Here is a 16767-nt window from a genome sequence, read left to right on the forward strand (position 1 = left end):
CTCTGTTTTCCGTCAAGCAGGGATTCACTCAGTATCGATGTGATCCGAGCTTAGCCGGGGAATAGACTCCGTTCATGCGTCTGGCGATCATTGGAGCGGTCCTCCTTGCGGCCGGAGCCGTGGCGATCGCCACCGGCGCCCTGCCTTTCACCGATCTAGTGGCACTCGTGGATCGGGTGGCGCCGATTCTGCTGTTCGTCGTCGCGATGACGGTTGTTACTGAGCTGTGCAGTGAGGCTGGAGTGTTCCTTTGGACTGCCCGCCGGCTCCGCTATTGGGGCCGCGGATACAGCATTCTTTTGTGGCTGTTACTGGCGGCATTCGCGACGCTGAGTACCGTCTTCCTCTCTTTGGACACGACGGCGGTGCTGCTGACCCCCGTGGTGGTCAGCGTGACGCGGCAAGCCGGACTGCCGGCCCTGCCCTTCGCGCTGACGACGGTGTGGCTGGCCAACACGGCAAGCCTGCTGCTGCCCATTTCCAACCTGACCAACCTTCTGGCCCAGCACAGCCTTGGCGGTATTACTCCGGGCGGGTTTGCCGGCCTGATGTGGGCCCCTTCGCTTGCCGCCGTCGTCGTACCCCTGCTGTTCATCGCCGTCGTCTTCCAGCGGGATCTGCGCAACCGCTATTCACGGATCCCGGTCGGACGGATCAGGCCGGATCAGCCGGCCGGGGCTGATTCCAGGCCTGCAGCGGACCGGGTCCTGCTCGCGTGCAGCGCCGTGGTGCTGGCGCTGCTGCTACCCGCGCTGGTGTCCGGGGTCCCGGTCTGGATCCCGGCCCTGGCCGGTGCAGTGGTTCTTGGTGTGGTGTTCGCGTTACGGCGCCCGCGGGTTCTCAAGGTGTCGCTGATTCCATGGTCCTTGTTGCTGTTCGCTTCCGGCCTCTTTCTGGTGATGGAAGCAGCCAGGCATCTGGGGGCTCCCGTGTTGCTGAGTCAGCTGGCCGGACAAGGCCAGGGCTTTATGGATCTGGTTCGGCTTGCCGCGACGGGCGCCGCCGGTTCCAATGTCCTCAACAATTTGCCTGCGTACCTGCTGGCAGAACCGCTGGCCGGGTCGCCTGTGCGGATGGCGGCCTTGCTGATCGGAGTCAATGCGGGCCCGATCATCACACCGTGGGCCTCCTTGGCCACCCTTTTGTGGCACGATCGGCTCATGCGCATGAATGTGCTGATTACGTGGAAGGGCTATGCGATCTTCGGCCTGATTGTTGCGCCTCTGACGGTGTTCGCAGCGGTGGCAGTGCTGGCAATCGCTGGCCAGTGAGTGCGTTCGGCAGAGACGGACCCTGTCGCCGGGCGCGAAGATTCAGGACAGAATGTAGAACAGCTTGGCCGGTACCGCCGGAACCCCGATACGAGAAGGATCTGCATCATGCTCAGCCTGCAGGACATCGACAACATCGTCCTCAACGGAGGGATTGTGGTAGACGCCGCCGGGGAGAAAATCGGTTCAGTGGAACAGGTCTTCACAAGCGGTGATTCCGGGGATCCTGTGTTTGTCACCGTGCGGACCGGCTTGTTCGGCATGTCCGAGTCCTTCGCCCCGCTTTCCGGAGCCAGCATTGAGAATTCAGTGATCAGGGTGGCCTTTGCCAAGGACAAAGTGAAGAACGGCCCGCGCATCGAGAGCGACCGCGGCGTGATCACGGAGACGCAGGAACAGGAACTCTACAGCTATTACCGGCTCGCGGCGGAGGAATCCAACGATGCCGCCACGGGAACCGATCCCGAGAGAGCCGGGACGGTGCCCGAAGCCTCGGCTGGGGAGACCGAGCCCGACGGCGGTCCGCCTCACCCAGCCCCGCACGGTGGCCCGCATCCGCCGCACGGCGGTCCGCCACACCCAGCCCCGCATCCGCCGCACCTGCACAAACATGTACCCCGGCCTCCGCATCCCGGCCCGCCCCCGCCGCATCGGACACCCGGGCCACTTGGGCCCCCACCGGAACCGGAAGACCTTCAATAGCCGCGGCTTGCCGGCGGATTTCAGCCGCCGACCGTGGATCCTGGGCGATGACAAGGTGGACATCTGAGGCGCCAACGCAGGCTGCGGTGACGGTGTACGAGCCCGACTCCGCCACCCGTGCGCTCTTTCCAACCCCGCTAACGGCGCCGCCTACGGTGCCGGAATCCTCCAGGATCACCGCGCCGGAGGCTGCCCCGAGATTCCCCCATGCCCCACCATGGATCCGAGTGTAGCGGGCCGGGCAATTTAGCTTCGCGAACTCTATTGTGCCGCCATGGCGGCAGTAGTTAACTAGTCCCGTGAACTCTGCTGGGGAAGGGTGATCTGCCTCTAGGCCCAGTGGGCACCTGGTTTCACGGTGCCGTGGAATCAGCAAAGTTGATGGAGGGCATCGTTATGAGTGCAGTTTCTTCGTCCCAGAATTTCAATCACGGGTTTCCCACGCCCGGACCCCAGGATCCCTCGCCCCAGAAAGTCATGGATCACGTTTTCTTCCTCTCCGAGGGGGAATGGAAAAAAGTCCGCGAAGAGGAACAATTCGACCACATCGTCATCGGCAGTGGGTTCTGCGCCTACGCTTTCGCCGAGCGGACACTGACAGTCAATCCGCACGCACGGATCCTGATCATTGAACGGGGTCCGTTTTTCTTGCCGCAGCACTTCCAGAACCTGCCGCTGCCCTACAAGGAGACCCTGGGAGGCCTCTCGGAGACCTTCCCGTGGACCTTGGCAGCTGCCACCGCCACCCAGCCGCCGGGCAAGATTTCGTGGCAGCACGGCATGGTTCCTTTCTACGGCGGACGAAGCATCATGTGGAGCGCGTGGTGCCCCCGCCCCGAGGAAGATGAAATGCGGGGCTGGCCGCGGGCAGTGATGGACGCCGCCAAGTCGCACTTCACGTCCGCGGAAGACCTCCTGAACGTGGTTTCGGCGGACCAGATCGACGCCGGCCGGTCGGCCGACGTCGTCGATCTCATCAACGACACCCGGCCGGTCTACGGAATCATGCAGAAAGCCCTGCAGGAACGGCTTGAGGCAGGCCTGCACAAGATCGATTCCGCCACCCGCAGCATGCCCGCACCGCTCGCTGCGGCGACTGGCGCGACGTCGGGCGTGGACTTCGCGAAGTTCTCGACGCCGGCAGTCCTCCTTGAACTGACGGACAAGCAAGCAGCCCTCGAGGCCCAAGGCAAGGGCGCGGCTCTTCGCATGGTCACGGACTGCACCGTGTTGAGCGTGCTCCAGCAGGACGGACGGGCCACCGCGTTGAACACCAACCGCGGCGTAGTGAACGTCGGCAACGCCAACCTGGTCCTGGCCATGGGCACGCTTCCACCGGCAACGCTGGTCCTCAATTCCTTCCCGCAGGTGCAGGGGGCCGGCGGGCATTTCAGCGCCCACTTCATCACCTCGGTGGTGGCCAGGGTTCCCCGCGAGGATTTTGATTTCAGCGGACAACTCGGCGAGCTGGAACTGGCGGCCATCTATTTGGCGGGCAAGAGCCCGGCCGGCATGCAGTACCACGTCCAGCTTTCGGTCCTCTCGGACCGTTGCCCGGACAAGAACGCCCAGAAGTCCGAACGCTACGCCCCCGACGTCGTCGCCACGGCTTCGCTCGCGCAGCTGCGGTCCTCGGAGGACTACCTGGTGTTCGTCTGCGCCGTCCTCGGCGAACTGGACGAAAGCAACCCGGAGAACCACTTGCGGCTTTCCGGCGGAGCGGACCCCACCTGCAACGTCACCTTGCAGGTGTTGGCCAACGCCACCGACGACGACACCTGGGACACCATGGACGAGGGAACCTTCCAGATGCTGGAGCGGGTCCTCTCCCCGGCCGGCGCGGAGCGGGTCGAATACTGGCGCGGAGATCCCGACGACGGAACCTGGGGTGCCGAGCGTCCCGCCATCCCGGAGCGCCGCGTTCCGGGATTGGTCCACGAAAGCTCGAGCCTGCCGATCGGCGAAGAGGAGGACGCCGTCGTCGGAATCGACTACCGACTCAACGGCGTGCAGAACGTCTTTGTAACGGGCGGCAGCCTCTGGCCCACCGGCGGTTCGTGGAACCCGACCATGACAATGGTCGCCTTGGCGCAAGACCTCGCCGAAAGACTCGAGGCCGACGGCGGAGCGGCGGCAGCGCCATGACTGTCGCCCCGGCGCTGGACCCGGCGCTCCTTCCCACGGTTCCGCCTATGAGTGTCGCCGATGTGCTGGACCGGCAGGACGGCGTGTACTGGGTGGTGAAGGACGCGAATTCGGTCTTCCTGTGGGTCAACCAGAACTTCGCGGACCTGGTGGGCATGGATAAGTCGGAGCTGATCGGGCACCAGGACTCGCGCGCGGAACACGTCGCGCACGACAAGGAAGTAATGGCGAGCGGAAAGCCGTTGCTCAACTTCCACGAGACCATCGCCGTCCCCAGCAAGGACGGCGGCATGGTGAATGTGGACATCGTGACCCAAAAGGGGTTGCTGCGGGCCCCGGGCAGCAAGGACATCATCGGCATCACCGTCTGCTTCTCGCTGAAGGACCCGGTCACATGAGTGGATTCGCAGAGGACTGGATCAAACGGTTGGACATGTCCCCTGCTAGCGTGGGCGGCTGGTTCGCGCCCGCGCTCGTGAGCAACGAGGACATCGCCGGATCGGCGCTGCCTCCGCGTTTCGGCGTCGACCATCCGCTCTACAGTTCCAACTGGTACCTGCTGGAGGCGGGTGAGGTCCTCCAGTTGCACGCCCTCAAGCAGGACGAATTGTGGTTCTTCCACGTGGGGACACCGATCAGGCTGCACGTCTTCTCCCGGGAGCTCGGACTTCAGGACTTTGGCTATACCGAAGCCTTGTTGGGGCCGGATCCGGAAGCAGGCGAGATGTTGCAAGGAGTTGCCCCGAATTCCACCTGGTTCGGTGCCGAGTTGGCCGGGCCGGGGTTCGCCTTGGTGAGCTGCAGCCTCGCACCGGGATACGAGAGATCGGACTCCGCGAAACCAACGGCACGGGACATCGAGTCGCTCGTCATGAGGTTCCCCGGGCATGCCGAGCTGATCCTGCGCCTGGCGGTGGTGTAGCCGGGGCCGGCGGGATGGGCTGGGCAGGCGGGATGCCCGGATAAAACGTCTGGTGCGCCGGTTCTGGGGCCGGCGCACCAGGCTTCTCCCACCCAACTGACTAGCAGTAGTTGTCGTTTAGAGGCTCCAAAACGACAACAAATGCGTGGGCCCACGCCGCCCGGGTTCCCTGGCCGTGGGGCCCCGCCGGCGAGGGTCCCTGCCTGAGCTCGCGAAGGCTGGGAGCCGACGGGGACTTGCGAGGCGAGGGTGGCGGTGGGGACCAGTTGGGCATCTCAGGAGCCGATCGGCGACAGTTCCCGCACCAGGCCGAAGAGGTCCTTGGGGTCATCGGGATTAGCGACGAGGTCAATCTCCTCGAAGAACTCCGAACCCTCGACGGCATCGCGGAGATAACGCAAGGCGGAAAAGTCCTCGATCGCGAAGCCCACGGAATCGAATATCGTGATTTGGTCCCTGGAGGTCCGGCCCGGAGCGTGCCCGGCCAGGACCTGCCAGAATTCGGTGACGGGAAAATCGGCGGACATTTGCTGGATCTCGCCTTCAATCCGCGTCTGGGGATCGTACTCCACAAAGACGTCACCGAGGCCGAGGATGGCAGCGTCGAGTTCAGTCTTCCCTGGGCAGTCGCCTCCGATCGCGTTGATGTGGACTCCGGGCGAAACCTGGTCTGCCGTCAGGATGGTGGCGTTGGCCTTGTCCGCCGTGCACGTGGTGACGACGTCGGCTCCCTCCACTGCATGGGCCGCTGAGCCTGCGATGGTGATCTCGAAGCCGAGGGGAGCCATGTTCCGGACGAACTTCTCCATCGCTGCCGGGTCCGTGTCCCAGATCCTCACACTGTTTATACCCAGGGCCGCCCGGAAGGCCAGCGCCTGAAACTCCGATTGGGTTCCGGTTCCGATCATCGCCATGATCCGGGCATCGGGGCGCGCGAGCTTCTTAGCTACCATGCCGGACGTGGCCGCCGTCCGCAACGCTGTCAGCACTGTCATCTCCGCAAGGAACGTCGGGTAGCCGTTGTGGACGTCGGACAGGACACCGAAAGCTGTCACGGTCTGGAAGCCGCGCGCGGGATTCGAGGGGTGTCCGTTTACATACTTGAAGCCGTAGGTTTCCTGGTCGCTGGTGGGCATCAGCTCGATGACGCCAAATGGCGTGTGGCTTGCCACTCGCGGAGTCTTGTCAAAAGATTCCCACCGCTGGAAGTCGTCTTCCAGGTACTGCATCATCTCCGAGATGATGGTCTCCGGGCCCCGTCCGGCCGTCCAACGAACCATATTGCGGACATCGACAAAGCGCGTCATATGCGCTCCTTTCCCTCATAAGCACTGTTGCTACGAGGCTAGGGAGCGGCGATATGCATCCACAATTGCCAAAGTATGTACTTTTCATTGAAAACATGCACAAAATGATGACTGCTTATGCACACAATGATCAACGGCAGGCGCCCGTCATAAAAGCGACTATCGCAGGACGGAACTGAGCAGCAGGCTCGTCTCGCTATTGACGATCCCCTCGATCCCGCGGATCCTGCCCAACACCTGGTCAAAGTCGCTGAGGCTTTCCGTGCGCAACTCGGCCACGAGATCCCAACCGCCGTTCGTGGTGTGTAGCGCCCAAATCTCGGGAAGTCCGCGGAGTTGGCGAATGACCTTGTCCGCCGACCTTCCCTCCACGGCAATGAGCGCAATGGCCCGGATCGCAAGTGGATCCACCTCGTCGCGCACCCTCGCGGTGAAGCCAACGCTGGTCCCCGAGGAGACAAGACGCTCAAGCCGGCTATTCACGGTGGCCCGAGCAACGCCCAGCTTGCGCGCAAGGCTCGCCACGGAGGCCCTGCCGTCCTCCCGGAGAGCGGAGAGGAGCTGGCGGTCAAGGTCGGTGAGTGCTGCCATAAAGATAAACGTATCGCCCATTCCCCAAGCGGGCCTGAGTCCGTAGGGTATCGACATGAGCATCTACATCAGCCCCGACTCTGCTGCATGGTCCCTGACGGCCATGGCGACTGGTGCGTCAGCGGGATCAATCGATGATGCAAATGGCATGTCCAACTTGGTGAAAGAAATCTACGAGACAGAAGGTTTCGAAGCCCTGTCGGGTGTGGTTTTTGCCTTGGCTCATCACAACAGCCTCTCGCTGCATGCACTCGCCACGGCCACCGGGATATCCGTCCACGAACTGCTGGAAATCCGGAAGCATCAAGGTTCCACTTTTCATCACTCCCCTACGGCAGTAGCGTCGCGGTTCGACGCCATTCCACCCCGGATCCAGGCGAGCCTGGAACCGCTGCCCAATGAAACCGAGTCCTAGGACGCTGGCACCCCAGCCCTCGCCAGCCTGGCTGCCGTCCGGTTACGGAACATGACGACGGCCGGTGATGCAGGCCGCCGTCGTGGATGTTATTTTTCTTCTTGAGTAATGAGCACCAGCGTGAAGCCCTGACTTGCTGGTCGGCAACCCTCTCTCCGGCGGGGTGCCTCAGGTGACTACTCGGCGTATCGACACTTTCGAACTGCAAGCGTGACTGAGGAGCACCAATGCCTGAACCCACCGAAGAAAAACTCTCGTACCGTCTCATCACGGGCCCTGACACCAAGGAATTCTGCGAGCGGATCTCCACCGCTCTCGCGGAGGGATACGTGTTGCACGGCAGCCCGGCCGCGACCTTCAACGGCACGGACGTAATCGTGGCACAGGCCATCGTCCTGCCCGCGGCAATCGCGAGCGCGGATGCCGCCGTTGCCAATGCGGTGGATCAGCTTGATGAAGAGTTCGACGGCGAGGGCCACGCATGAGCTACGCAGGCGACCTCAGCCCGCACGACGCCTGGGCCAAGCTTGAGCAGGGCGCCATCCTGGTGGACGTCCGCACCGAAGGCGAGTGGGCACACATCGGCATCCCGGACACCAAAGCCACCGAGAACGATCCCCTGTTTATCCAGTGGAACCTGGCCGGAGGCATCCCCAACACCCGTTTCATCGAAGAGTTGACGCAGCAGGCCCCGGAGGCGGACGGCACCGAACTGGTTTTCCTCTGCCGCTCCGGACAGCGCTCCATCGCCGCCGCGATTGCCGCCACCCAGGCCGGCTACACCTCCTACAACGTCCTCGAGGGCTTTGAGGGCGAGCCGGACCGCTACGGCGAGCGAACCGTGAACGGCTGGAAAAACCGTGGACTTCCGACGAACCTGGGGAACATCTAAGTGACCTTCAACCCTGACGCCGCCAGCTGGAGCCCTGACACCCAGGCCGTCCGCGGCGGTCTTGACCGTACCAACTTCCAGGAAACGTCCGAGGCCGTCTTCCTGAACTCCGGCTTCGTCTACGAGTCCGCCGCAGCCGCCGAGCGAGCATTTACGGGCGAGGACGAACGCTTCGTCTACTCCCGTTACGGCAACCCCTCCGTAGCTACCTTCCAGGAGCGCCTCCGCCTGCTCGAAGGCACCGAAGCGTGCTTCGCGACGGCGTCGGGCATGTCCGCTGTCTTCACCGCCCTCGGTGCGTTGCTTGCTGCCGGTGACCGAGTAGTTGCCGCCCGCTCGCTCTTCGGCTCCTGTTTCGTCATCCTCAATGAGATCCTGCCGCGCTGGGGCGTCGAGACCGTCTTCGTCGACGGGCCTGACTTGGACCAGTGGCGTGCCGCTCTGTCCGAGCCGACAACGGCAGTGTTCTTCGAGTCGCCGTCGAACCCCATGCAGGAAATCGTGGACATCGCCGCGGTGAGCGAGCTGGCCCACGCGGCCGGCGCCACGGTGGTCGTCGACAACGTCTTCGCCACTCCCCTCCTGCAGCGCTGCGGCGATCTCGGAGCAGACGTGATTGTCTACTCGGGCACCAAGCACATCGACGGCCAGGGCCGGGTCCTCGGCGGAGCGATCCTGGGCACCAAGGAGTTCATCGACGGTCCCGTCAAGCAGCTCATGCGGCACACCGGTCCGTCGCTTTCCGCGTTCAACGCCTGGGTCCTGACCAAGGGCCTGGAGACGATGGCGCTGCGTGTCAACCACTCCTCGGCGTCTGCGATGCGGATCGCCGAGTGGCTCGAGGAACAGCCGGCCATCAGCTGGGTCAAGTACCCGCTGCTGAAGTCGCACCCGCAGTTCGAGCTCGCCGCAAAGCAAATGAAGGCCGGCGGAACTGTGCTCACCTTCGAGCTGCTCCCCTCCGCGGGGCGATCGGCGAAGGAGGCCGCTTTCGCGCTGCTGGACGGGCTCGCCGTCATCGACATCTCGAACAACCTCGGCGACTCCAAGTCCCTCATCACCCATCCCGCCACCACCACGCACCGTGCCATGGGTCCGGAAGGCCGCGCGGCAATTGGCCTGAGCGACGGCGTCGTGCGGCTTTCGGTGGGGCTGGAGGATGTGGACGATCTCATCGGGGACCTCGAGCCGGCCCTCAAGCAGGTCTAGCCGGGCGCTTCGCGCCAGTCCTGGCGCACCCAGGTGAGGACGGGTTGCGGCTTGGTGTCGCTCTCGTCCCTCTCTGAGCGCATCGTGATCTGGACGGCGTGCTCGACGACGGCGGCCAGCCCGGCGGCGTCGGGCGCGCTCCCGTTGCTCTCGCTCCAGCGCCCGGCAACACCACGCTGTTCGATAGCGCCGTTGCCACGGCTCAAGATGGCTGCCACGCCGGTTTGGACCAAGTCGAATTCACCCTGTTCGGCGAGCACGGGTTCCAAGTATTCCACCAACGACCAGACGACGTCGGCGGCGGGTTCCGGGCGAAAGGTTCCGAAGTCCAGCAGTTCGGTACGCAGTCCGAAGTTGCTTGCTTGCCAGGACGCCATCCGCAAAAGCGCAGTGGGCACGGCAGCGGGCTCTATTCCGGCATGGTATTCACGAACAGAAGTCTCAACCAGTGCCCTGACGAGCACCGCGATGAGCGCCGCATCCTCGGCCCGGAGGCAGACATCGGCCACCCGGACCTCCACCGTGGGAACGTGCCGGGACAGCCTGGCGTCGAAGTAGACCATCCCCTCGTCCAGCAGCACTCCCGTTTCGATGAGCCTCCGGACAACCCGCCGGTAAGCAGCCAGGGACCCGAAGATGGCTGACGGCCCCGACGAAGGCCAGCGGTTCCACGCCTGCGTCCGATAGCTCTCAAAACCCGTGGCCAGGCCACGCCAGTAGGGAGAATTGGCGCTCATCGCCGTGAAGACCGCGAGCTTGTCCCGGATGCGGTCCAAGACCATCACGCCTTCCTCGGGGGACTCGATCGATGTGTGCACGTGGAATCCGCACGTGAGCTGTTCGTGCGCCGTGATACCGAACCGTTCGAGCATGATGGCGTACCGGGGATCCGGAGTGGTGTGCAACGCGGCATCCACGGGCGATGTGGCCAACGCGGCGATCCGAGCGCCGTGGCGCCGAGCGGCATGACTGGCGAGGCCGCGCCCCCTGCGGATCTGGTGCAGGAGCTCGGCGTAGCTGCGGCATGGGCGGGTCTGGGTTTCGATCTGCTCAAGTTTGAGCTCGTGGCTTAGGCCGGTATCGGGACCGTCGATCTCCTCGAGGGTGGGTCCGGGTTCGGTGCCATCCTGGGCGGCGTGGGCAGCGTCATCGTGGGCGGCGCCGTCGTGGGCGGGGGCCGAGAGGAGCGCGTCGGCAAGCGCGAGCGGCTCGCCGGTCACGGGATCGACGATCAGCAACTCCTCTTCCACACCAAAAGTGCGCACGGATCAATTGTGCGCCATGGCAGCCTTGCGGAGACAGACCGGGATTTTGCGGGCCGCCCGAGGGATTCTGCTGGATCACTCCGACAGGACCGGGGGACAGCCTCTATTTTCCGGGCATTAGCGATAAGCCACCCCCGGGTGATCCAGCAGAATGTCCGCCAACTCATCCACATACGGCACATTCCCTGGGGCGTCAGCCGCAATTCCATGGATAGCTGGATCCATGGATGCTTTGGAATTCCTTGCCACGGTGGGTGGGGTCGCGCGCGTGGGCCTACTGCGCGCCAGCGGCTATACGCCCTCAGCCATCCGCAAGTTGGCTTCCGCCGGGGCACACCAACCGCGAAAAGGCGTGTGGGCCCTCCCGTTAGCGGATCAGGAATACCTCACGGCGATCCTCAATAACGGGCATGTCACCTGCGCGAGCGCAGCTTTACGCTACGGCCTGTGGATCAAGGACAAGCCCATGCGCGTGCACCTGGCTACGCGGCACTGCCGGGGCCGGGGCTTCGTCCGGCATGGCGGCCTACGCCTATCTCGGGAGAATGCCGTCCCCTTGGCATCCGTCGAGGACACTGTGATTCACGCATTGGTCTGCTTGCCAGAGGTCGATGCCATTTCGATTGCGCAGTCTGCCATGCAGCAGTTCGGCATCCCGCGGGCCCTGCTCGAAAGCGAGATCTCCGCCAACTACTACGGAAACGCCAGGAGGCTTCTCGCCAAGGCAGACGGCCTGTCCGAATCCGTACCGGAGATCAGCGCCCGTCTGCTGTTCGAATCAGAAGGCCTGACATTCCGTCGCCAAGTCAAAATCCGCGGCGTGGGACGTGTGGACTTTCTCATTGGACGGTGGCTCATCGTTGGAGTCAACGGCTACGCCTTCCACAGCTCGCGGGAGGCTTGGAGGAAAGATATGGCACGCCTGAACGCTGCACAGGCACGTGGCTTTGACCTCCTGAGCTTCGCCCCCGAGCAGATTTGGAACAACCCGGAGCAGGTGATGGACGAAATCCGTGCCGTCCTCGCCCTGCACGACGAACAGAGGTGATCGCAACGACGGATTTTGCCGGATCATCGCCAGGGCGCAGAAGGCAAACCCATTGTTTTCGGGGGTGAGCGAACGCTGACTCCGGATGATGCAGCAGAATGTCCTGCTGGTCAGTCCGAATCGTGCAGATTCCGACGTTCTCCGTCCACGTCAGTCCTGGAAGTACTCGATCTTGGCGCCGATGGTGTTGAGTCGCTCGGCCAGGTCCTCGTATCCGCGCTCAATCACGTAGATGTTGCGCAACTCGGACGTGCCGCGGGCCGCCAGCATGGCCAACAACAGGCAAGCTGCGGGTCGGAGTGCCGGGGGGCATCCGACTTCCGCGCCACGCCACTTGGTGGGGCCATTGACGTAGATGCGGTGCGGATCGAGCAGTTGAACCTGGGCGCCGAGTTTGTTGAGTTCGGTCAGGTAGATGGCCCGGTTTTCGTAGACCCAGTCGTGGATCATGGTCTGGCCTTCGGCGTTGCCGGCGATGACCGCGAAGAACGGCAAGTTGTCGATGTTTAGACCCGGGAACGGCATCGGATGGATCTTGTCCTCCGGAGCGCGCAACCGTGATGGCTTGGTGGTGACATCCACCAAGCGCGTCCGTCCGTTGCGCGCAAAGTACTCGCCGGAGATGTCGAGCTGTTGGCCCATCTGCTCGAGCGTGGCAAGTTCAATCTCCATGAACTCGATGGGGACCCTGCAGATGGTGACTTCCGAGTTGGTCACGATGCCCGCGGTGATCAAGCTCATGGCTTCAATCGGGTCTTCGGACGGGAAGTACTCAATGTCGACGTCGATCGCCGGGCGCCCAGTGATCTTCAGGGTGGTTGTCCCGATGCCGTCGATGACCACGCCGAGCCCCTGCAGGTAGAAGCAAAGGTCCTGCACCATGTAATTGGGGCTGGCATTGCGGATCACCGTGGTACCGCTGCGGTGTGCGGCGGCCATGATGGCGTTCTCCGTTACGGTGTCACCGCGCTCCGTGAGCACGAAGGTGCGGTGCTCGCCGTCGGCCGGCGGCGCCTGCACGGAATAGAAGCCCGACTTGGCCTCCACCGAGAGTCCGAACTGCCGCAACGCCTGCATGTGCGGTTCCACGGTCCGGGTCCCGAGATCGCAACCGCCGGCGTAGGGCAGCTGGTACGAGGCAGCCTCATCGAGGAGCGGGCCGAGCAGCATGATGACGCTGCGGGTGCGGCGTGCGGCTTCCACGTCCATGGAGGCGAGGTCCAGCGTTTCCGGGCGGCGGATGCGCAGATCGTTGCCGTTCAGCCAGGTGCATTCGACGCCGATGGAGGTCAATACCTCGACAATCCGGTTGACTTCTTCGATCCGGGCGAGCCGTCGCAAGGTGGTGGTGCCGCGGTTGATGAGGCTCGCGCAAAGCAGTGCGACGCCGGCATTCTTACTGCTGTTGACGTCCACCGAGCCGGAGAGCGTACGTCCGCCCTCCACGCGCAGGTGGGTCATCTGCCTTTTGCCGACCTTGACGATGGTTCGCCCGAAGATCGACTCGAGGCGCTCGATCATGCGGAGGCTAAGGTTCTGCTTGCCTTGTTCCATGCGGGCAATGGCGCTTTGGCTGGTGCCCAGTTCCGAGGCGAGCTGTCCCTGTGTCCAGCCCTTTTCGCCGCGGGCGTCGCGAAGGAGGAGACCTACATGTTCGGCAGTCGGTTGCGTCATGATCAATAAATATCACAGATGGTCTAAGAATTGGAGATTCTGCGACGCAACACGCCGATTCAGCCCGAGAATAGTCGTCTCGTGCGATAAGTAAGTCGCAACGGCCGCCGTCGCGTGCCCGGGGCTGCCGGATGGCGGTCCGCCCGCAAATACCCAAGTAGCTCGCAGTTGTTGTCGTTTTGAAGCGTCAAAACGACAACAACTGCGAGCTAGTTGGGCTGCTTCAGCCAGACGAAGTGCCAGGTCCCTGCCCATTGGGCCGCGAGCACGGCCGCGGCAGCGATGACCAGCCCGCCGCCCAGAACCCAGACGTCCAGGCGGCTGTAGGTGGATTCGCGCGCCCAGGTCCGCCGTCCGCCGCCGAAGCCGCGCGCCTCCATGGTCACCGCCAAGCGGGACGCCCGTCGGATCGCCTGGACCAACAAGCCGAAGCTTTGGCCAAGCATGGCCTTGAACCGTTGTGGCGGACTTCCGTGCGAGCCGACACCCCGCGCGCGCCGTGCCATGCCGATGGTCTGCCACTCCTCCGCCATGAGTCCCACGAGCCGCAGGGCCGCCAGGGTACCCAAGACAAAACGGTGCGGCAGTTTCGCCTTTTGCGCCAGGGCATCGGCGAGATCGGTGGGATCGGTGCAACTCATCAGGAGAATGGCAGGCAGCGCTATGGCAAGACCCCGCAGCATGAAGCCGAGTCCAAGCTGAAGCGAGCCTTCGCTAATGGACCAGATCCCGACGTCGAGCAGTATCCTTCCGCTGTCGGCCGACAGGATCGCGGTGCTCCAACCTCCGAGCGCGGCCGCGATAATCAAGGGCCAGCCGCGCTGCCAGAGCAAGCGCACGGTGAGCCCCGCGAGGGGGAACAACGCCAATTCGCCGAGGAGCGCGGTCGAGGCTGACACCAAGTCGATGGACAACGCCAACACCAGGGTGATCAGGAAGACCGACACGAACTTGGCCAGCGGATTGGCGCGTGTCAGGAGGGCGTTGTTGCCGCGCAGGGTTAGGGCGTCCCTCATGCCGCACCTGCTTCCTGCCGGGTGCCGCCTTGGAATGCAGGCTCGAGCCGCATCTCGGCGCCGCCCAGGACGGAGCTGAATTCCTGGTCGTGGGTCACGGAAACCACGGAGGTGCCGGCGTCGAGCAGCTCGGACAGGAACGACGCAAGCTCAGCCCACGTGTTCGCGTCCTGGCCGAAAGTGGGTTCGTCCAGCACCAGGACGCGGGGGTGCGCGGCGAGCACCGTCGCCACGGATAGCCGCCGTTTTTCGCCCCCGGAGAGCGTGTACGGATTGGCGTCCACGAGATGCCCCAAGCGCAGCCGTTCCAGCAACTCGTCCACCCGTTCCTCGCCATGGCCAAGATGCTTGGGGCCGAACATGAGCTCATCGAGGACGCGGCCGGTGACGAACTGGTGCTCGGGCTCTTGGAACACAGTCCCGATGCGGGAGATCAGCTGCTGGGCCTTCCACTTGAACGGGTCGGGGCCCGCGCCGTCGCTGAGCCCGACGGCGGCAGTCACCGCCCCGGATATCGGCGCCAACAGCCCCGCGAGGGTCAAAGCGAAGGTCGATTTTCCGGCGCCATTGGGACCGGTGATGGTCAGTGCCCGCCCGGCAAACACTTCGGCGTCGAGTCCGGACTGCACAGGACGCGGGGCGATCGTTTTGAACCCCCGGCGCCGTGTCCGTTCGCGGGACACCGCAAGCTCCTGGGTGGCGAGCAGCAACTCGCCCCCATTCCGGGAGCTCCCCGCCCCGGAGTCGGCCGCCGGTCCGGTGCCTGTTCCCGAACGTGGCCGGGTGGCCGGCACGTAACCAGGCACCCAGACGCCCGCAGCAGTGAGCATGTCCCTTGCTTGCGCCAGAACCGTGTCCGGGTCGCCGTCCAGAAGCACCGCCGGCGTCGAACCTCCCGCGGAGGAGGAACTGCCCGGCTGAAGCACCACAATCCGGTCCACGAGGTCTTTCCAGACCGATACCCGGTGTTCCACCACCACCAAGGTGGCGCCGGTCTTGTCCAGGCAGCGGCCCACGGCATCGCGCACTTCCAAGACGCCGGCCGGGTCAAGGTTGGCGGTCGGCTCGTCCAGGAGGATCAAGCCGGGCCGCATTGCCAGTATGCCGGCGAGCGCAAGGCGCTGTTTCTGCCCGCCCGAGAGGGCCGACGTCGGGTGGTCGAGCGAAAAGTTGCCGCTGGCACTGCCACCGGCACTCCGCAGCAGCCCGACGTCGTCGAGCGCTTCATGGACCCGCTTCCAAATCTCGTCCCGCGGCACGCAAAGGTTTTCGGCGCCGAACGCGACGTCGTCGCCCAGGCGGGAAAGCACCACCTGGGTTTCGGGGTCCTGTTGCATGAGTCCGGCACGGCCCCGCTGGGCCTTCGGGGAAACGCCGTCCACCAGCAACGAGCCGGTCTCGTCGGCGTCGTCGCCTTCCTCGCCCAGCACGCCCGCCAGGGCATGGAGGAACGTCGACTTGCCTGCGCCCGAGGGGCCAAGCAGCAGGACGCGCTCGCCCGGACGGATGTCCAGGTCCAGGGCGTGGATGGCCTGCGTGGTGCGGCCGGCGTGCCGCCAGCCCCAGCCCTGCGCGGAAATGGCGGCGGGTCGCACCACGGCAGAGGTGCCGGAATCAGGACTGGGCATCAGGAAAAGACGGGCTCCGAGGCGGCCTTGCGTGACGCGAACGCGCTCAGGACACCGGTCCTGGCCAGGCCGCGGGTAGCGATCCAGGACAGGGCACCGGCAATGACGGCGCCGGAGATCGTGCAGAACACGATGTACGCGAGCTTGTCGACCGGTTCGTAGGCGATGTTCCAGCCCCACGGCAGGAAGGAGTCGTTCAGGCCGCAGAACAGGCCCGCACCGGCACCGGCCAGCAGGGACACCGGCAGGTTGAACTTCTTGTACATGAAGGCCAGGAAAATGAGTTCCGCACCGAGGCCCTGGAGCAGGCCCGAGATCAGCACCGTGGTGCCGTACTGGGAACCCATGATGAGCTCGCTCGTGGCGGCCACTGTTTCGCAGAAAATTGCCGCACCGGGTTTGCGGACGATGAGCATGCCCAAGACTGCCGGAATCATCCAGCCGCCGGCGATCAGGCCGCTCAGGGGCGGGTAGCCGGCGGACATAGGTGTTGCAACCAAAGCCATCTGGTCCCATGCCCAGAAGATCACGCCACCGGCGATCGAGATGAGTGCCGCCACGACGATGTCCACGACGCGCCAGTTGTAACCAGGCTTGGTGAGGCCCGGCCTTGCAGAAATACCAGTCATTTTGTCCTCCTGAGGAACAGGAGGGGAAAGTGTTCCCGGTTGCCTGCGAGCGG

At 64.2% G+C, this 16767-nt stretch carries 17 protein-coding genes and 1 riboswitch; of the genes, 10 read left to right on the top strand and 7 right to left on the bottom strand.

Annotated features, from left to right (window positions below):
- The first annotated feature begins 74 nt into the window (after positions 1-74).
- The 5 genes from AB4068_RS06455 (at position 75) to AB4068_RS06475 (ending at position 5040) form a co-directional block, all read left to right on the top strand.
- Complete coding sequence (locus AB4068_RS06455) at positions 75-1271, top strand: SLC13 family permease (protein WP_441432958.1); 1197 nt, start codon at positions 75-77, stop codon at positions 1269-1271.
- Between the two features lie 108 nt (positions 1272-1379).
- Complete coding sequence (locus AB4068_RS06460; protein WP_441432959.1) at positions 1380-1973, top strand: PRC-barrel domain-containing protein; 594 nt, start codon at positions 1380-1382, stop codon at positions 1971-1973.
- Positions 1974-2369: 396 nt separating this feature from the next.
- A complete protein-coding gene (locus AB4068_RS06465; RefSeq protein ID WP_441432960.1) occupies positions 2370-4118 on the top strand; it encodes a GMC oxidoreductase in 1749 nt (582 codons plus the stop codon).
- A complete protein-coding gene (locus tag AB4068_RS06470) occupies positions 4115-4516 on the top strand; it encodes a PAS domain-containing protein (protein WP_059389856.1) in 402 nt (133 codons plus the stop codon). The genes AB4068_RS06465 and AB4068_RS06470 overlap by 4 nt, the downstream gene beginning before the upstream one ends.
- Positions 4513-5040 (top strand): cupin domain-containing protein, encoded by a 528-nt coding sequence (locus AB4068_RS06475; RefSeq protein WP_059389855.1) that lies wholly within the window; start codon positions 4513-4515, stop codon positions 5038-5040. Before AB4068_RS06470 ends, AB4068_RS06475 begins: the two co-directional genes overlap by 4 nt.
- Before the next feature lie 275 nt (positions 5041-5315).
- On the opposite strand, the gene AB4068_RS06480 is transcribed toward AB4068_RS06475, so the two are convergent.
- Together AB4068_RS06480 and AB4068_RS06485 are read right to left on the bottom strand one after the other, a co-directional pair.
- Positions 5316-6347 carry an ornithine cyclodeaminase gene (locus tag AB4068_RS06480; protein ID WP_441432961.1) on the bottom strand — a complete coding sequence of 344 codons (1032 nt, stop codon included), beginning with the start codon at positions 6345-6347 and terminating at the stop codon, positions 5316-5318.
- 159 nt (positions 6348-6506) lie between these two features.
- Positions 6507-6938, bottom strand: a complete 432-nt coding sequence (locus AB4068_RS06485; RefSeq protein ID WP_441432962.1) for an Lrp/AsnC family transcriptional regulator — start codon at positions 6936-6938, stop codon at positions 6507-6509.
- 55 nt (positions 6939-6993) lie between these two features.
- Between AB4068_RS06485 and AB4068_RS06490 the strand changes: the two genes are divergently transcribed.
- The 4 genes from AB4068_RS06490 to AB4068_RS06505 all read left to right on the top strand — a co-directional run bounded on the left by AB4068_RS06490 (position 6994) and on the right by AB4068_RS06505 (position 9454).
- The gene (locus tag AB4068_RS06490; RefSeq protein ID WP_284991154.1) at positions 6994-7353 is read left to right on the top strand and encodes a hypothetical protein; all 360 of its coding nucleotides are present in this window, start codon (positions 6994-6996) and stop codon (positions 7351-7353) included.
- Positions 7354-7457: 104 nt separating this feature from the next.
- A riboswitch (SAM riboswitch) is annotated at positions 7458-7570 on the top strand.
- Positions 7571-7580: 10 nt separating this feature from the next.
- Positions 7581-7838 (top strand): DUF1737 domain-containing protein, encoded by a 258-nt coding sequence (locus tag AB4068_RS06495; RefSeq protein WP_028267606.1) that lies wholly within the window; start codon positions 7581-7583, stop codon positions 7836-7838.
- On the top strand, positions 7835-8245 hold the full coding sequence (locus tag AB4068_RS06500; protein ID WP_059389851.1) for a rhodanese-like domain-containing protein: 411 nt from the start codon (positions 7835-7837) through the stop codon (positions 8243-8245). The genes AB4068_RS06495 and AB4068_RS06500 overlap by 4 nt, the downstream gene beginning before the upstream one ends.
- The gene (locus tag AB4068_RS06505) at positions 8246-9454 is read left to right on the top strand and encodes an O-succinylhomoserine sulfhydrylase (protein ID WP_441432963.1); all 1209 of its coding nucleotides are present in this window, start codon (positions 8246-8248) and stop codon (positions 9452-9454) included. It abuts the gene before it with no gap.
- On the opposite strand, the gene AB4068_RS06510 is transcribed toward AB4068_RS06505, so the two are convergent.
- Positions 9451-10719 carry a glutamate--cysteine ligase 2 gene (locus tag AB4068_RS06510; RefSeq protein ID WP_284991153.1) on the bottom strand — a complete coding sequence of 423 codons (1269 nt, stop codon included), beginning with the start codon at positions 10717-10719 and terminating at the stop codon, positions 9451-9453. The two genes, AB4068_RS06505 and AB4068_RS06510, sit on opposite strands and share 4 nt — an antisense overlap.
- 223 nt (positions 10720-10942) lie before the next feature.
- Between AB4068_RS06510 and AB4068_RS06515 the strand changes: the two genes are divergently transcribed.
- A complete protein-coding gene (locus AB4068_RS06515) occupies positions 10943-11767 on the top strand; it encodes an endonuclease domain-containing protein (RefSeq protein WP_441432964.1) in 825 nt (274 codons plus the stop codon).
- A 150-nt stretch (positions 11768-11917) separates the two neighbouring features.
- On the opposite strand, the gene AB4068_RS06520 is transcribed toward AB4068_RS06515, so the two are convergent.
- From AB4068_RS06520 to AB4068_RS06535, 4 genes are all read right to left on the bottom strand, one after another.
- The gene (locus AB4068_RS06520; RefSeq protein WP_059389848.1) at positions 11918-13441 is read right to left on the bottom strand and encodes a UDP-N-acetylglucosamine 1-carboxyvinyltransferase; all 1524 of its coding nucleotides are present in this window, start codon (positions 13439-13441) and stop codon (positions 11918-11920) included.
- A gap of 209 nt (positions 13442-13650) precedes the next feature.
- Positions 13651-14457, bottom strand: a complete 807-nt coding sequence (locus tag AB4068_RS06525; RefSeq protein WP_284991150.1) for an energy-coupling factor transporter transmembrane component T family protein — start codon at positions 14455-14457, stop codon at positions 13651-13653.
- Positions 14454-16085: an ABC transporter ATP-binding protein gene (locus tag AB4068_RS06530; RefSeq protein WP_441432965.1), complete on the bottom strand. Its 1632-nt coding sequence runs from the start codon at positions 16083-16085 to the stop codon at positions 14454-14456. Before AB4068_RS06530 ends, AB4068_RS06525 begins: the two co-directional genes overlap by 4 nt.
- Positions 16085-16714 carry an ECF transporter S component gene (locus AB4068_RS06535; protein ID WP_236813309.1) on the bottom strand — a complete coding sequence of 210 codons (630 nt, stop codon included), beginning with the start codon at positions 16712-16714 and terminating at the stop codon, positions 16085-16087. Before AB4068_RS06535 ends, AB4068_RS06530 begins: the two co-directional genes overlap by 1 nt.
- Positions 16715-16767 lie beyond the last annotated feature (53 nt).

Origin of the sequence: Arthrobacter sp. 2RAF22 (assembly GCF_052115325.1) — a bacterium.
Classification (GTDB): Bacteria; Actinomycetota; Actinomycetes; order Actinomycetales; family Micrococcaceae; genus Arthrobacter.

Coding starts and splice junctions, on each gene's coding strand:
- AB4068_RS06480 (WP_441432961.1), bottom strand. CDS start 6,347: ATGACGCGCTTTGTCGATGTCCGCAATATGGTTCGTTGGACGGCCGGA.
- AB4068_RS06475 (WP_059389855.1), top strand. CDS start 4,513: ATGAGTGGATTCGCAGAGGACTGGATCAAACGGTTGGACATGTCCCCT.
- AB4068_RS06455 (WP_441432958.1), top strand. CDS start 75: ATGCGTCTGGCGATCATTGGAGCGGTCCTCCTTGCGGCCGGAGCCGTG.
- AB4068_RS06460 (WP_441432959.1), top strand. CDS start 1,380: ATGCTCAGCCTGCAGGACATCGACAACATCGTCCTCAACGGAGGGATT.
- AB4068_RS06515 (WP_441432964.1), top strand. CDS start 10,943: ATGGATGCTTTGGAATTCCTTGCCACGGTGGGTGGGGTCGCGCGCGTG.
- AB4068_RS06490 (WP_284991154.1), top strand. CDS start 6,994: ATGAGCATCTACATCAGCCCCGACTCTGCTGCATGGTCCCTGACGGCC.
- AB4068_RS06470 (WP_059389856.1), top strand. CDS start 4,115: ATGACTGTCGCCCCGGCGCTGGACCCGGCGCTCCTTCCCACGGTTCCG.
- AB4068_RS06465 (WP_441432960.1), top strand. CDS start 2,370: ATGAGTGCAGTTTCTTCGTCCCAGAATTTCAATCACGGGTTTCCCACG.
- AB4068_RS06500 (WP_059389851.1), top strand. CDS start 7,835: ATGAGCTACGCAGGCGACCTCAGCCCGCACGACGCCTGGGCCAAGCTT.
- AB4068_RS06530 (WP_441432965.1), bottom strand. CDS start 16,085: ATGCCCAGTCCTGATTCCGGCACCTCTGCCGTGGTGCGACCCGCCGCC.
- AB4068_RS06525 (WP_284991150.1), bottom strand. CDS start 14,457: ATGAGGGACGCCCTAACCCTGCGCGGCAACAACGCCCTCCTGACACGC.
- AB4068_RS06495 (WP_028267606.1), top strand. CDS start 7,581: ATGCCTGAACCCACCGAAGAAAAACTCTCGTACCGTCTCATCACGGGC.
- AB4068_RS06520 (WP_059389848.1), bottom strand. CDS start 13,441: ATGACGCAACCGACTGCCGAACATGTAGGTCTCCTCCTTCGCGACGCC.
- AB4068_RS06535 (WP_236813309.1), bottom strand. CDS start 16,714: ATGACTGGTATTTCTGCAAGGCCGGGCCTCACCAAGCCTGGTTACAAC.
- AB4068_RS06485 (WP_441432962.1), bottom strand. CDS start 6,938: ATGGCAGCACTCACCGACCTTGACCGCCAGCTCCTCTCCGCTCTCCGG.